Annotated in this window: 12 protein-coding genes; 2 read left to right on the forward strand and 10 right to left on the reverse strand. The window is 58.2% G+C overall.

The genetic code is table 11. The features are described from left to right. Positions 1 to 32: 32 nt before the first annotated feature. Positions 33 to 2,441, forward strand: a complete 2,409-nt coding sequence (locus PSFL_RS05880; protein WP_397469804.1) for a TonB-dependent siderophore receptor — start codon at positions 33 to 35, stop codon at positions 2,439 to 2,441. On the opposite strand, the gene dapF is transcribed toward PSFL_RS05880, so the two are convergent. The 9 genes from dapF to PSFL_RS05925 all read right to left on the reverse strand — a co-directional run bounded on the left by dapF (position 2,438) and on the right by PSFL_RS05925 (position 12,029). Further along, positions 2,438 to 3,238 (reverse strand): diaminopimelate epimerase, encoded by an 801-nt coding sequence (gene dapF, locus PSFL_RS05885; RefSeq protein WP_397469805.1) that lies wholly within the window; start codon positions 3,236 to 3,238, stop codon positions 2,438 to 2,440. The genes PSFL_RS05880 and dapF overlap by 4 nt on opposite strands. Positions 3,239 to 3,282: 44 nt before the next feature. Then, positions 3,283 to 4,218 (reverse strand): DNA-binding transcriptional regulator DsdC, encoded by a 936-nt coding sequence (dsdC, locus tag PSFL_RS05890; RefSeq protein WP_120731537.1) that lies wholly within the window; start codon positions 4,216 to 4,218, stop codon positions 3,283 to 3,285. Positions 4,219 to 4,251: 33 nt separating this feature from the next. After that, positions 4,252 to 5,607: a D-serine ammonia-lyase gene (locus tag PSFL_RS05895; RefSeq protein WP_397469806.1), complete on the reverse strand. Its 1,356-nt coding sequence runs from the start codon at positions 5,605 to 5,607 to the stop codon at positions 4,252 to 4,254. A gap of 26 nt (positions 5,608 to 5,633) precedes the next feature. Further along, complete coding sequence (locus PSFL_RS05900; RefSeq protein ID WP_397469807.1) at positions 5,634 to 6,977, reverse strand: gluconate:H+ symporter; 1,344 nt, start codon at positions 6,975 to 6,977, stop codon at positions 5,634 to 5,636. Positions 6,978 to 7,239: 262 nt separating this feature from the next. Next, complete coding sequence (locus PSFL_RS05905; protein WP_057440195.1) at positions 7,240 to 8,181, reverse strand: bifunctional oligoribonuclease/PAP phosphatase NrnA; 942 nt, start codon at positions 8,179 to 8,181, stop codon at positions 7,240 to 7,242. Further along, a complete protein-coding gene (locus tag PSFL_RS05910; protein WP_057960600.1) occupies positions 8,178 to 9,374 on the reverse strand; it encodes a cysteine desulfurase family protein in 1,197 nt (398 codons plus the stop codon). The genes PSFL_RS05905 and PSFL_RS05910 overlap by 4 nt, the downstream gene beginning before the upstream one ends. A gap of 73 nt (positions 9,375 to 9,447) precedes the next feature. Next, the gene (locus PSFL_RS05915; RefSeq protein WP_057440193.1) at positions 9,448 to 10,218 is read right to left on the reverse strand and encodes a sulfite exporter TauE/SafE family protein; all 771 of its coding nucleotides are present in this window, start codon (positions 10,216 to 10,218) and stop codon (positions 9,448 to 9,450) included. Position 10,219: 1 nt separating this feature from the next. After that, a complete protein-coding gene (selD, locus tag PSFL_RS05920) occupies positions 10,220 to 11,269 on the reverse strand; it encodes a selenide, water dikinase SelD (RefSeq protein WP_170045348.1) in 1,050 nt (349 codons plus the stop codon). 148 nt (positions 11,270 to 11,417) lie between these two features. Beyond that, positions 11,418 to 12,029: a GNAT family N-acetyltransferase gene (locus PSFL_RS05925; protein ID WP_397469808.1), complete on the reverse strand. Its 612-nt coding sequence runs from the start codon at positions 12,027 to 12,029 to the stop codon at positions 11,418 to 11,420. Positions 12,030 to 12,186: 157 nt separating this feature from the next. Between PSFL_RS05925 and PSFL_RS05930 the strand changes: the two genes are divergently transcribed. Then, positions 12,187 to 13,041 (forward strand): AraC family transcriptional regulator, encoded by an 855-nt coding sequence (locus tag PSFL_RS05930; protein WP_198800004.1) that lies wholly within the window; start codon positions 12,187 to 12,189, stop codon positions 13,039 to 13,041. A gap of 133 nt (positions 13,042 to 13,174) precedes the next feature. On the opposite strand, the gene PSFL_RS05935 is transcribed toward PSFL_RS05930, so the two are convergent. After that, a protein-coding gene (locus tag PSFL_RS05935) for an IS3 family transposase (protein WP_397469809.1) occupies positions 13,175 to 14,310 on the reverse strand; the annotation gives its coding sequence in 2 pieces (ribosomal slippage) (positions 13,175 to 14,058 and positions 14,058 to 14,310; 1,137 coding nt in all). Between the last annotated feature and the right edge of the window lie 88 nt (positions 14,311 to 14,398).

A 14,398-nucleotide genomic window follows, 5' to 3' on the forward strand; every position in this document is an offset into this window, starting at 1 on the left:
CGCCCCCAACCTTTCACCACAGGACAGTCTTTATGCACAGCCGCGTCACTCCGCTTGCCAGCGCCCTGCGCGCCATAATCGTTGGTTTAACCGTGGCAACGGCCAGCCACGGCGCCATGGCCGCCACTGCGCAACCGGCGACCGAACAGGCCTCGCGCCAGTCCTACGACATTGCTGCCGGCAGCCTGGATCGCGTGCTGGGTGCTTTCGGCAATCAGGCGGGCGTGATGATCGCCATCGATTCGGCGCTGGCCAAGGGTGTGCACAGCCAGGGCTTGCACGGCAGTTTTGCCCTGGCCGAGGGGCTTGAGCGCCTGCTGGCACCGCTGGGTCTGCAGGCCGAGTATGAGCAGGGCAGCTATCGCGTGGTGGCGCGGGCCGCCGTAGACGGGCAAGTGCAATTGCAGGCCACGCAGATCAGCGCCAACCAGTTGGGCTCGATCACCGAAGGCACTGGCTCCTACACCCCGGGCACCATTGCCACCGCCACGCGGATGGTGCTCACCCCACGGGAAACGCCGCAATCGATCTCGGTGGTCACGCGCCAGGTGATGGATGACTTCGGCCTCAATGCCATCGACGACGTGATGCGCCACACGCCCGGCATCACCGTGTCGACCTACGACACCGAGCGCACCAACTACTATTCCCGTGGTTTTTCCATCGTCAACTTCCAGTACGACGGCATTCCCACCCTGCGCGACGCCCAGTACTCGGCGGGGCAGACCCTGACCGACATGGCCCTGTATGACCGCGTCGAAGTGCTCAAGGGCGCCACCGGCCTGCTCACCGGCGCGGGCGGCCCGGGCGGTACCATCAACCTGATTCGCAAGAAGCCGACCTCGGAGTTCAAGAGCAGCATCGAACTGGGCGCCGGCTCCTGGGACAACTACCGTTCGCAGATCGACGTCAGCGGCCCGTTGACCGAAACCGGCAACGTGCGCGGCCGGGCCGTGGCGGCGTACCAGGATAAAAAATCGTTCCTCGACCACTATTCGCGCAAAACCGGCGTTTACTACGGCATCCTTGAATTCGACCTTGATCCCGACACCCTGCTGACCCTGGGCGCCGACTATCAGGACAGCGATCCGAAAGGCTCCAGCTGGACCGGTACGCGGACCATCTTCGACCCGGCCGGCAACAAACTGGACCTGCCGCGCTCGTTCAACAATGGGCCAAAGTGGAGCAGTTGGGAGCAGTACACCCGCACCCTGTTCGCCACCCTGGAACACACCTTCGACAATGGCTGGGTGACCAAGGGCCAGTACAACCATCAGATCAACGGCTACAACGCGCCCCTGGGCTACATCTCCCAGGACTCCCTGAGCGCCAGCTCGATCTTTGCGCGTAAATACACCGGCGAGACCACCAGTGACAGCGTCGATGTGTACGCGTCCGGGCCGTTTGAGTTGCTTGGCCGTGAGCATCAACTGGTGGTGGGCCAGTCGTTGTCCATCTCCAAATGGAAGGGCAAGGACTACGGCAGCGCGACCTATTTCGACAACTCCTACGACTTCTACAAGTGGCACGGCGAAGCCATCGAGCCGCTGTGGAACCAACCGACCAGGATCAACGACGAAACCACGCGCCAGACCGGCAGCTACATCACCGGGCGCTTCAGCCTGATGGATGACCTGCACTTGCTGCTGGGCACGCGCATCGCCAACTACCAGGTCACGGGCACCAGCGACACCCGGGAAAGCGGCAAGGTCGTGCCCTATGCCGGCCTGACCTACGACCTCAACGACAACTTCACGGCCTACGCCAGCTACACCGAAATCTTCCAGCCACAAACCCAGTATCGCGACCGTACGCGCACCATGCTTGATCCCAACGAAGGCAAGAACTACGAACTGGGCCTCAAGAGTGAGTTCTTCGACGGGCGCCTGAACGCCAGCCTGGCTTACTTCGAGGTCCACGAAAAAAACCGCCCGGTTGCTGATACGGCCTACAACTCCCAGCCGGGCGTGGACTACTCCTACATCGGCACTAAAACCGAGACCAAGGGCTACGAAGCGGAAATCTCCGGCGAACTGAGCCCCGGCTGGCAGCTACAGGCCGGCTACACCCACAAGATCGCCCGCGATGCCGACAAGAATAAGGTCGCCACCTGGGAGCCGGAAGATCAACTGAGTTTCTACACCAGCTACAAACTCCAGGGCCGCCTGGACAAGCTCACCCTGGGCGGTGGCGCGCGTTGGCAGGCTGCCGGTTGGCAAAACGTCAACAACCCCGGCACGCGCCAGAGCGAAAAATTCACCCAGGACCCGTACTGGCTGGTGGACCTGATGGCCCGTTATCAATTGACGGAAAACCTGTCGGCCACGCTCAACGTCAACAACCTGTTCGACAAGGCGTACTACACCAACATCGGCTTCTACGACTCGGCGTATTACGGCGACCCGCGCAATGTGATGGTGACTACGCGCTGGGATTTCTAGGCCGCAAACGTCCCTGAAAACACCCATTCAACCGGCCCGGTAAGCAGCACCGGGCCGGTGCCACGCCATTGCACCGTGACGCTGCCCCCATCACATTCAACCTCAACGCAATCGTCCAGCAGCCCCCGACGTATCCCATTGATCGCCGCACCACACGAGCACGAGCCAGACCCCAACGGCACGCCACCACCGCGCTCCCAAATGCGCAGCCGGATATGTCTGCGGTTGATGACTTTGACGAAATGCACATTCGTGCGCGCGGGAAACAGCGGGTTGGTTTCAATCAACGAGCCGACGGCCGCGATGTCAATGTTCGCCAGATCATCGACAAAATAGGTGCAGTGCGGATTACCCATGCTGCATGCGGTGGGCTCTCCGGCCAGTGGCAGCCGTAGGCTATCCAAGGCCGTGGCCAAGGGGATCTGCGACCAGCCGAGCAGCGGTTCGCCCATGCTCACGGTAATCGCGCCGCTGGTGGTTTGTTCGCAGGTCAGCAGGCCACGGTTGGTTCGCAGTATCACCGAGGTGCTGTTGGATTCGCGCATCAAGCGCTCGGCAACCCCTCGCGTGGCGCTGCCACAGGTATCCAGCGCAGAACCATCGGCATTCCAGAACACCACCCGCGCCTGTGCATCGTCGCAATCGAGCATCACCGCCAGTTGGTTGAAGCCAACCCCACGGTGGCGATCCCCCATGCGCTTGGCCAGGGCGCTGGTGATAGGGTGGGTGGCGTTGCGTGCGTCGACAACGACAAAATCATCGCCATTGGCGTGCATCTTGTGAAAGTTCAGCGGCATGGCGGAGTCCTGAGGTCATCGTGATTTGCGCGCGGGTAGAGGCGTCAATTGTCGGCTTGCTCGACCAGCCAGTCGATCAGCGCCTTGAGCCGTCTGGGCAGGGTTTCGTGGGCGGGGTGGACCAGATAGTAGCCATAGTTGAACGCCTCCCTGAACCCGCCGAACGGCAGCACCAGTTCGCCATCTTGCACACGCTTGCGCACCAGTTGCTCGCGGCCAATGGCCACGCCCGCATGGTTGATCGCCGCGAGGGTGCTCAAGTCGGAGCGGTCAAAGGTCATGAAGCGGCTTGGCAGTTCGCTGCTGTCGCCCACCGCATCCAGCCATAAACGCCATTCTGCATCGAATGAAATGTTGTCCCATGCCGCCACATCGTGCAGCACCGTGCACTGTGCCAGGCGTTCCGGATGCCCGATCAAGCCATGGGCCTGGGCATATTGCGGGCTGCACACCGGGGCAATCCGCTCGGGCATCAGGCGCAGGCTTTCCAGGCCCGGATGCTCGCCGTTGGAGTAGCACAGCACCAGGTCGATGCGCCGGGTGCGGTAGTCGATCGGTTCGTTGCCGACCCGCACATCCAGTTGAATCCCGGGATAGCGTGCGGTGAAATCGGCCAGCCTGGGGACTAGCCAGCATTGCGCGACGGAGGGCCGTGCGTAAAAGCACAGCTGGCCTTCGATCTGGCTGTCGGAGCGTTCTTGCACGGCCTCGGACAGGGTGTCCATGGTGTGCTGCATGACCTTGAAAATCCGCTCGCCGTCATCGGTCAGGTCGACCTTGCGCGGCAAGCGATGGAACAGCTTGAGCGACAGTTCCTCTTCCAGGCGCGCTATGCGGTGACTGACCGCACTGGCGGTCAGGCACAGCTCGTCAGCGGCGCGGGCAAAGCTGAGGTGGCGGGCGGCGACCAGGAAGGTATGCAGGTTGGACAGGTGGGCGCCGGTGAGCTTCGGCGCTTTGCCCAGGCCAAGTGCTGCCATGTGGGTGTCCCTCTTCGCGTCAACCGCCGGCGATCAACGATGGATTGTGGTTTGCAGTGCGCGCCCCTTATCCAGGTAGTTGGCGAACTCTTCGGCGGGAACCATGCTGCCGCCGGTGCCCCAGATCAAGTGCGTGGCGCTGGCCAACTGTGCCGCCGAGACGCCAATGCGCTGCAAATACTGCGCGTCCTTGAGCACCCGCACAATGCCTGGCGCGCCGGCCAGGGCCGAAGGTTCGAGTTTTACCCCTTCAAGGTCGTGGGCGAGGAACATCAGGCGATAGAGTTCTTCGTCGGTGACGGTGTAGTAGCCATCGACCAGGCGCTGCATCGCCTTGCCGACGAAGCCGGAGGGGCGGCCCACTGCCAGGCCGTCAGCCGCGGTGACATTGTCGATGCCGAAGTCCTGCACGCTCACCTGGTCATGCAGCCCGGTATACACACCGAGCAGCATGCATGGCGAGTGGGTCGGTTCGGCAAACACACAGTGCACGGCATCGCCAAACGCCAGCTTCAAGCCAAACGCCACGCCACCAGGGCCGCCGCCGACACCACAGGGCAGATACACGAACAGCGGATGCTCGGCGTCCACCCGCACCCCGGCCACTTCAAATTGCCGGGCCAGGCGCTCGGCGGCCACGGCATAGCCGAGGAACAGGTGGGGCGAGTTTTCATCGTCGATGAAATAGCAGGCCGGATCGTTTTGCGCCTGTTGGCGGCCGTTTTCCACGGCAACGCTGTAGTCGGAAGCGTATTCCACCACCGTCACGCCGCTGGCGCGCAGTTTGTCCTTCTTCCATTGGCGCGCATCCGAGGACATGTGCACCGTCGCCTGGAAACCCAGCTTGGCGCTGATGATACCGATGGACAGGCCAAGGTTGCCGGTGGAGCCCACGGCGATTTTGTACTGGCTAAAAAACCTCAGTGCGCGCTCGCCGGCCAAGGCTGCGTAATTGTCGTCGAGGGTGATCAGGCCTGCCTGCAGGGCCAGGTCTTCAGCGTGCTTGAGCACTTCATGAATACCGCCCCGGGCCTTGATCGAGCCGGAGATCGGCAAGTCGCAGTCTTTTTTCAGCCACAGCGCGCCGCAGTCGGGGAGTGCGGCTTCGCTCAACAGCGCGTGCTGCATGGCCTTCAGCGGTTGGATCGCGGACTCGATGATACCGCCCGTCGCCGCCGTCTCCGGGAACACCTTGGCGAGGTAGGGCGCGAAGCGAAGCAGGCGCGCGCTGGCGTCTTGTACATCCTTCAGGGTCAGGCCGACATCCTCAAGCGCTACAGCGGCCGGGGCGATCGCGGGGTTGAACCAACTGATCGGCTCAAGTGCGACCAATTGCTGGATGACGGGATGGCTTGCATACCAGGCGTCTAGGGTTTTGCCTTGAATCATGGGAACTGCCTTTGGAGTGGGGTTCATCACACAAACCGGGAAAGGATGAGGGTAAAGACCAGGGCTGCCACCGAGGCGAGCACGGTGGCGCCGGTGAATTTCTTGAGGGCTTCGGAGAGGGAAATCCCCAGGTACTCTTTTACGACCCAGAACGCCGAGTCGGTCACGTGGGTCCAGCCGATGGCGCCGGCACCGATGGCGATTACCAGGATCTCGGGGCTGTATTGCGGGTTCTGTCCGAGGATCGGCAGCACCATGCCGGCGGTGCTGATCATGGCCACGGTGGCCGAGCCCACGGCGAAGTGCATCAGCCCGGCGATCAACCACGCCAGGATGATCGGGTTGATGTTGGACTGGCCCAGCACGTCCGCCAGGACTTTTCCGATGCCGCTGCCGACCAGCATGTCGTTGAACGCCCCGCCGGCGCCGATCACCAGCAGAATACCGGCCAGCGGCGGGAAGCAGCGGTGGGTCAGGTCGAGCAAATCGCCCATGCCCAGCCCACGGCGCAGGCCCAGGGACCAGTAGGCAAAGCAAATCGACAGCGCCAGGGCAATCAGCGGGTTACCTATGAAAGACACCCACTCAAACGCCATCGAGCCTTTGGCCAGCAAAGGGGTGGCCAGGGTTTTGCCGACCATCAGCGCCAAGGGCAGCAGCACCGTGACCATCGCCATGGCGAAACCGGGGGCCTGACTGTCGTCGATGCTCCCCTCACCACGCTCAGCCAAAAACTGCGCCTGGTTGGCCGGGGCCTGCCGCGCACAGGTCAGCTTGACCCAGATCGGACCGGCGATCACGGCAGTGGGCAAGCCGACGATCAGCCCGTACAAAATCACCTTGCCGATATCGGCATTGAGCATGCCGGTAATGGCCGTGGCGGCGGGGTGCGGCGGCAGGATGCAATGCACCACCATCAGCGAAGTCGCCAGCGGCACACCCAGGTACAACAGGTTAATCCGAGTCTGACGGGCAACCACATAAATCAGCGGGATCAGCAGCACAAATCCCACCTCGAAGAACACCGGAATCCCGGCGATAAAGCCCACCAGCATCATCGCCCACGCGGCGTTCTGCTCACCCAGCAGCCGCAGCAGCGTGGTCGCAATGCGCTTGGCGCCGCCAGACTCCTCCAGCAACTTGCCGAGGATACTGCCCAACCCAATGATGCCGGCGAGAAACCCGAGCGTGCTGCCCATGCCCTTCTCAAATGCCGAGACAATCGCGGTGGGAGTCATGCCCGTGCCGACCCCCACCAGCAGACTGGCGGCGATCAGGGCCAGGAACGGATGCACACGGCATTTACCGATCAGCACGACAATCAACAGAATGGACGCGCCAAGGATCAATAGAGAAAAGGTAGGGGACATGGGTGGGTCTGCTCCATCGCAGTTATTGTTAGTTGTTTGCGATGGATTAGATTTCAGGCCTATGGCGGGGACAAACGATGATTCGTCAGGCGCTAGCTGACGCCTGTTCACTTATGGCCAGGGGCGGCCGATTGCATGACAATGCGCGGCGCCTGCGTAATTGTCAGGTCATTACAGGAGGATGTATTGCCCTGGCCCTGACGGGGTGCACCGTCAGCGGCGTCAATGAAATTGCGCATGATCCCCAGCCACGGCAGCCTCTTTAACTGCCGCGAAGGCTTGTTGGAACAACGCAGGTGCGCGCCAACCCCAACTTCAACAGTTCCTTACGCAGTAGCGGGCGCTCAAGGACAGCCATTCCGGCCTGCCATTGGATCGACAGCAAATGGCTCAACTTTTGTTGGCTGGCCAAGGGCTCAGCCAGAAAGTAGCTTTTGCACTCGCTGATACTGATGACGTTCAACAGCCAGTCTTCACCCTGCGCGGCCATCCAGTGGGCGAGCGTTGACCGATGCGTTTGGATCAGCGCACTGGCATCCCACACCGCCATCTGCGCGAAAACCTGCGGCAGGTTGCTATCGGCTTTCAGCCGCTTCATATCAACCGCCAACGCGCCAATCAAGTCTGACTCGATAGTGGCTTGACACTCGCGCAAGTACCGCTCGGGCCAGCCCGCTTCCAGTTTCGCCCGCCGTGCGAGGACTTCATAAGCCCGGATATCCGATTGGGTGGTCAACTGCCCGGTGAAATTCAGGGTATTGTCCAGAATAGCTGTGGCCAGCAACGCAGCACTTTTTTCGCTTATTAGCGGCAACAGCTCCAACGCTTCCCAACGCTGAAAAATCAGGGTCGCCGCTGCGCCGATTGGCAGGATGTCTGCCGCAGAACCGAGCTTCTGCGCCCAATAGTTTTCAAAGCCTGGGTGATGGTCAATGACTTCCACCACCTGTTCAGGAACCACCACGGGGTCGAAATAGTGGTAGTCGGAGACATCCACCAACACGAACTCATCACCCGCTCTCGGCAGATAGTCATCCAGAGATGACTGCCATCCGAGCACAGTCCTGGAGATGCTGGCATTGAGCGGGGCGCTACTGACGGCCCGAGCCTCAATGCCTTGGCGATTCAACAGCTCGGCGTACGCAATGCAGCAGGCATACGCATCGATGTCCAGGTACGCCGAGCCTGAGGTCACCACCCTCATAACACGTGGGCCACAGCGTGAGCTGCCGAGACAGTCGAAGACAGCTTCAGCGCTTGAGCGATCCCCTCCAGAATCCGCTCATACGCGAATTGACAATGTTCTTCGTCGATGGAAATGCGCACCGTGGCCCCGGCGATCTGCTCGGAATATCCCAGTTGTGTAACCGTGTTGGACAGGCTGAGTGTCTTGTCCGAGCATGCCGACCCACCGGTTATGTAGATCGACTGCCTGTTCAAGGCAAGCTGCAGTTTTTTTGTATTGACGCCCGGCAATGCAATAAAGCTCACACACGGTACACGCGGTGCTTGCTGACCGATCACGACCACTTCGCCCAGCATCGCTTGCAGCTTAGATTCAAATGTTTCCCGGCTCTGTTGTACCGCGACTTTACCGTTGCCGTATTTGTGCTGTTTCTCCTGCAACGCAGTTTCAATCGAAAGAATGCCCGGATAGTTCTGAGTACCACCGCGCAACCCGCCTTCCTGGCCACCGCCAACAATTAATGGCGACAAACCGTAGCGGTTTCTGGCGTATAGAAAACCGGCACCGGGCAACGCCCCGAACTTGTGTCCTGACGCAATAGCGAAATCAACGCCGGATGCGTGCAGATCCACAGGGATTTTGCCGATGGCCTGGGTCATGTCCGAAAATAGCAAACCACCCCCAGCCTTCACTTGTCGGGCGATTGCTTCGATCGGTTGAATCACGCCGGTTTCGTTATGCACCGCCATAACGCAAACCAATGTCGGGCGACCTGCATGGGTGCGGAGCAGCTGTTCCAATTGTGCAGTGTCGAGCAGTCCGTTCATTTGATGCCCGATCGCTATGGATTGCAGACCTTCCAGACCGTAGCGGTTTATGTTCTGCAGGGTGCAGGAGTGTTCGATCGCTGAGTACAGCACCAAGGGTTGCTCATGTTTGTAGCGTTCGAAAAAATCATGAAACACCTGGCTACAGCCCTCACTGGAGCCGCTGTTGAAAATCAGGCAGTCGGCGTCCACTTTCAAAAGGCTGGCGATGCGGCCACGCGCCCGTTCGACTCGTTCGAGCAATTGAACGCCGAGGGCGTGATTGGCGTTGGGGTTGGCGCATTGGCGGGTCGAGAACAACGCCTGAAGCATGTTGCTGACAGCCATTGAAACCGGTGCCGAACCACAGACGTCGGCATAAACTGCATCCACAGCAATATCCATATCAAACACTTCCAGTTTTCTGTTTTATGTCATTCAGGATGCTGCTCGCATAATGCGAACAGAGACTCACGGGTCAAACAATAAGGCGCAGCATGAGCTGGATCGAGCACAGCAAAACGAAAGCATTCAGTGCCTGTTTCAGATGCCTTGAGTCCAGCCGATGAGAAAGCATGGCTCCGAGGAAACCACCCACCACTATCCCCAGTACCAATTCACCGGTGTAGCCGAGAAAGTCCATGGTGGAGCCCACTCTGCCGAGTAAAGCCCCACTTGCTCCGATGATTCCGATCAGCGCCGAGGTCGAAATGGCCTGCTTTATCTGCAGACCAAACAAGCTGATCAGTACAGGCAGGTAGATGAACCCGCCGCCCTGGCCGACCAGCCCGCACAATACGCCAAGCACCAGCCCTATCAGTGGCAACGACAGCGATTGATGGTTGCACAACAGGGCCACCGGTCTATGGAACAGATGCGTCACCAACAGCGACATCAACCCCAGCAGCCCGAAGACGAACAGGATGAAGTTTTCGCTGAATGCATCAGCATGGAGCGAGGCAAAAAAGTTGGCGACAGCCATCGGTACAGCAAAGCTTCTGATCACTCGCCAATCCGGCTGAAACTTGATGCGGTGCAGCGCGAACGACACGAGGGACGAAAAGAAGCCTTGTGCGGAAGAAAGACCCGTCACGACTTCAATCGGCAGTTTCTGACCGGACAATATCGGGTAAATCAGCACCAACAGGGGCGTCACGATGATGCCCCCACCGATACCGAACAGACCTGACATGAAACCAGCCACCATGCCCACACCGACCATAACCGGGTAGATTGTCACGGCTACCATCTCAGCAGACCTTGATCTTGCCGGTCCCTTCCGTCATCTGACCGATAACAATCAGATCAGGGCAAAGCGCCTGCCACTTCTGACGGTTCTTTTCAAACCCTTCGGCACTCACCGTGAACAGCAAACCGCCATTCGTTTGCGGATCATGCAACAGAAACTTTCTAGCTAATGGAGGATCAGTCAGGTACTCCACGTTCTGCGCGTACTTTTTAATGTTAGAGAAAATACCGCTGTCAGCTGAAGTCACCGCCACTGCCAATGACTCTGTGCCGTCATAAAAAACCAGACCGCTTGTATCCAGGTCAACATCCAGTTGCCCCAGCCCGACCATCTCACTGATATGGCCGATCAAACCGAACCCCGTGATATCAGTCAAACTGCTCACCTCAGGGCTTTCGCTCAGCGTGCGGCCAAACGCGTTGTTGCCGGTAATCTGGGCAAGCGTCGACGCAGCAATATCCTTTTGTTCAATCACTCCGCTCTTCAGGGCATTGGCGAGGATGCCGACACCGATCGGACGCGTCATGACCAGCAAATCACCGGCCCTGGCCGTGTTGTTTTTCTTCAACCGGTGTTTTTCCACCTCGCCAATGATCGAGAAGCCATACAAGGGCTGGCTGTTCTTGATCGTATGACCACCGACGATGCTGACATTGAACCTGTTCATCACCGACTGGGCGCCAAGGATCATCTGCGTAACTTGCTCGACCGAAACCTGTTCCGGGTCGAACGCCATGATCGAGTTGGCAATAAGCGGACTCCCGCCTGAAGCAAAGATATCGCTTACAGCATTGCTGGCTGCCAATTGGCCGAAGATATAAGGATCGTTGACTATCGGAGAGAAAAAGTCGGTGGTGAATAACAGATATTTTTCACCTGCGTCATAGACGGCGCAATCGTCAGAAGACTCAAAGCCCAACACCACCTTGTCATCCGAAACCGTATTGGCTGCTGCAGTTTGCGACAGAATCTTCGTTAACACACTGGATGGGATCTTGCACCCGCACCCACCACTCTCAGATTTATCCATGATCTGACAAAACATCGACATCGACTTTCCTTAGAATCCATTTTCCATAATTAAAACAGCGTATTAGCGTGCTAAAGCATACTGTTATGTCCTATTTCCGCCGACAAAACTCGCATGGTTTCATTGCAGAAATATGACGAAATGGGGGTGTTTCGATGTCATGTGGATGTCAGCGAGCAATGGTGTGCTTGGCTGCGGGGTCAAGGTAGGCAGAGTCTCTTGTTACTTCAGACCCAGTCATTTTCTGTTCCAGCCATTCTTGGTAGGTGATGCGGCTGATGTGTTCCGTCCGATAGTCTTGGAGGAACTGGTTATATTTGTTTTCTTCGGTGTGATGAAAGCGAAAGCCACACTTCGATTGAGCAGCATGGGATTGGATGTTGTCGGCGAAGTAACCACACCAAAGTGCTTTGAGGTTCAGGTTTTCAAAAGCGTGTCGCATCACTTCACGCACTGCTTCCGGAATCAGGCCTTTGCCCCAGTAAGGCACGCCGATCCAGTAGGCTATTTCCCCTTCCTGCTCACTGATTTCAAAATTGCTGTTGCTGCCTATGAGAATGCCCACACAACCAACAGCACGGCGATTTTCTTTCAATTCGACCGCGTACACCTCTGGGTGATTGAAGACTGTGCGGATGATGTCGGCACTGTTCTCCACACTGGTGTGCGGAGGCCAGCCAGCGATGGGGCCGACTCGGGTGTCTTTGGCATATTCGTATAGATCGGCGGCGTCCGTGTCCTGCCAGGGACGCAGCAAGAGGCGTTCTGTTTTAAGTGTCATGGCCTGTACTCGTAATGGATTGGTGCGTTCGGGACAGAGTATTGGGAGACAGACCATCGGTACACGCTAGTACCTCGGCTTTTTCGGTACTTTTCAAAACAGTTTCACCAGGCGCTGATACGATTGTGGCACTTGTTTGTTGTAGCGCTGGGGCACTATGCATCACATTCCGAAACTTTCCGCTCCTGACGAATCGATGCGGATGGGAGAAACCACGCTCGCGCAAGGGCTAGGTTTACCGCTTTCCTTCGGTCATGCTTACTTGACGCTGCTGGTATGCCTCTGCGGTAGCGCCCACTTCACTCTCAACTTCAAAGAGCATGCGGTCAGGCGCGGTGGTGTGATGCTGCTGGCTGAAGACACGATTGCCCTGCTCAAACGTCGCTCGCGCCGCTTCAAGGTGTTTTTCTGCCTTATGCCGAAAAACTTTGCAGCGGAGGTTGCCTACCCACTGCCAAATACCTTGTTCGTATTTCTGCATGACCATCCTCATTGCGTCCCATCCAAGGACGACATGCCGCTGATAGAGGGGTGGGTGACGCAGATGCGGAACATTGCGCAGACCTGCCCCACCTACCAACGCATCATGTTGCGCAATCAACTGCAGACCCTCTTTTTGAAAATAGCCGAGCAACTTCCAGCCAACCAAATAGAGAACAGGGGATTCAGCAGGAAGGAAATGCTCAGTTGGCGCTTCTGGGAATTGATAGGCAAACACTGCATCCGCCACCGAGATGTGAAGTTCTACGCCGACGCACTGAGTATCACGCCGTTCTACCTGTCGCAGTTGACCAAAGCGTTTTTCAATGACACCCCCAAGGGCCTGATTGATCGGCAGGTAACGTTGGAAATCAAGGCTCTCCTTTCATACAGTGACTTGGCTATTGGCCGTGTGGCCGACGAACTGAACTTCGCCGACGCATCTTACTTGTGTCGCTACTTCAAGCGCCAAACGGGGATTTCGCTCTCCCGTTACCGTAAGCACAAGAGGGAGGAGGGCGGGCAGGACTGACCTGCGGTCGAAATAGGGGAGGGAAGGCGCACGAACAATGCGCGGCAGCAGAACCTGCGTGCTATCGCCTACCCGCGCCGGCATGGTGTTTGCTGACGTGGACTACCCCCGTTTCCGTAGACATTTTCCAGCCTCAAAGTGAGGCACTTTCAAAGGCCTCAGGACTGACGCCGCCCAGGTGACTGTGACGACGCGTTCGGTTGTAAAACGCCTCAATGTAATCGAATACGTCGGCACGGGCCATGTCCCGGGTTTTGTAGATCCTCTTGCGGATGCGTTCTTTTTTCAGGCTACTGAAAAAAGACTCAGCCACGGCATTGTCCCAGCAGTTTCCACGGCGGCTCATACTCGGCTCGAGGTGGTTGGCCAGACAAAAACGTTTCCAGTCATCGCTACCATATTGGCTACCCTGGTCCGAATGCACGATGACTCTGGTTTTGGGTTTACGGCGCCATACCGCCATGAGCAGCGCGTCCAGCGCCAGCTCCTTGCCTAGCGTTGGCTTCATTGACCAGCCGACCACCTTGCGAGCGTAGAGATCCAGTACTACAGCCAGATATAGCCATCCCTGCCACGTTCGGATGTAAGTGATATCGGTCACCCAAGCCTTATTAGGGGCATCGACAGTGAAGGCCCGGTTAAGTCGATTGGGGGCAATGATCGATGGTCTGCCTTTGATTGCGCGCGGGGCTTTATATCCTCTGAGCGCCTTGATTTTATTGGTGCGCATCAGTGCCGCGACACGGTGCTTGCCGCAACTTTCTCCAGCCTCGCGCAAGTCAGCAAACACCCGCCGTGCGGCATACACACCTCGACTGGCCGCATAGGAGTCGCGGATCAGCCCTAACAGCCGATCATTCTCTTTTTCGCGGTCAGAAACAGGCTTGTGTAGCCATTGATAGAACCCGGCACGAGCAACTTGCAAAACCCGGCACAGCGTAGTGATCGCGTATTGATGCCGATGCTCGTTCATAAAGCGGTATTTCACTCGGGTTCCCTGGCGAAGTACCGCGCTGCTTTTTTTAATATGTCGCGCTCTTCTTCCAAGCGTCGCATTTGGGCTCGCAGCCGCAAAATCTCACTTTTGGCTTCGAGCAACTCGCTGGCCTGTTTCTCGGTTTTGTCAGGCGTCACGGCTTTGACCCATTTGTAGAGGCTGTGGGTCGAAACGCCGAGGCGCTCGGCTGTTTCCGCAACGGAGTATCCGCGTTCAATAACCTGCCTCACGGCTTCTGCCTTGAATTCCGGCGTGAATCGTTGGGTGCTCATAAACTTCCTCCTATGCTCAAAGCATAGGCTGGAGATGTCTACGATGCCGGGGGCAGTCCAGTCCATGACGGAGCGGGAGAACGACAGT

Source organism: Pseudomonas sp. DD1 (assembly GCF_044510355.1).
GTDB classification, from domain to species: domain Bacteria; phylum Pseudomonadota; class Gammaproteobacteria; order Pseudomonadales; family Pseudomonadaceae; genus Aquipseudomonas; species Aquipseudomonas shahriarae.

Coding starts and splice junctions, on each gene's coding strand:
- PSFL_RS05880 (WP_397469804.1), top strand. CDS start 33: ATGCACAGCCGCGTCACTCCGCTTGCCAGCGCCCTGCGCGCCATAATC.
- dapF (WP_397469805.1), bottom strand. CDS start 3,238: ATGCCGCTGAACTTTCACAAGATGCACGCCAATGGCGATGATTTTGTC.
- dsdC (WP_120731537.1), bottom strand. CDS start 4,218: ATGGCAGCACTTGGCCTGGGCAAAGCGCCGAAGCTCACCGGCGCCCAC.
- PSFL_RS05895 (WP_397469806.1), bottom strand. CDS start 5,607: ATGATTCAAGGCAAAACCCTAGACGCCTGGTATGCAAGCCATCCCGTC.
- PSFL_RS05900 (WP_397469807.1), bottom strand. CDS start 6,977: ATGTCCCCTACCTTTTCTCTATTGATCCTTGGCGCGTCCATTCTGTTG.
- PSFL_RS05905 (WP_057440195.1), bottom strand. CDS start 8,181: ATGAGGGTGGTGACCTCAGGCTCGGCGTACCTGGACATCGATGCGTAT.
- PSFL_RS05910 (WP_057960600.1), bottom strand. CDS start 9,374: ATGGATATTGCTGTGGATGCAGTTTATGCCGACGTCTGTGGTTCGGCA.
- PSFL_RS05915 (WP_057440193.1), bottom strand. CDS start 10,218: ATGGTAGCCGTGACAATCTACCCGGTTATGGTCGGTGTGGGCATGGTG.
- selD (WP_170045348.1), bottom strand. CDS start 11,269: ATGTCGATGTTTTGTCAGATCATGGATAAATCTGAGAGTGGTGGGTGC.
- PSFL_RS05925 (WP_397469808.1), bottom strand. CDS start 12,029: ATGACACTTAAAACAGAACGCCTCTTGCTGCGTCCCTGGCAGGACACG.
- PSFL_RS05930 (WP_198800004.1), top strand. CDS start 12,187: ATGCATCACATTCCGAAACTTTCCGCTCCTGACGAATCGATGCGGATG.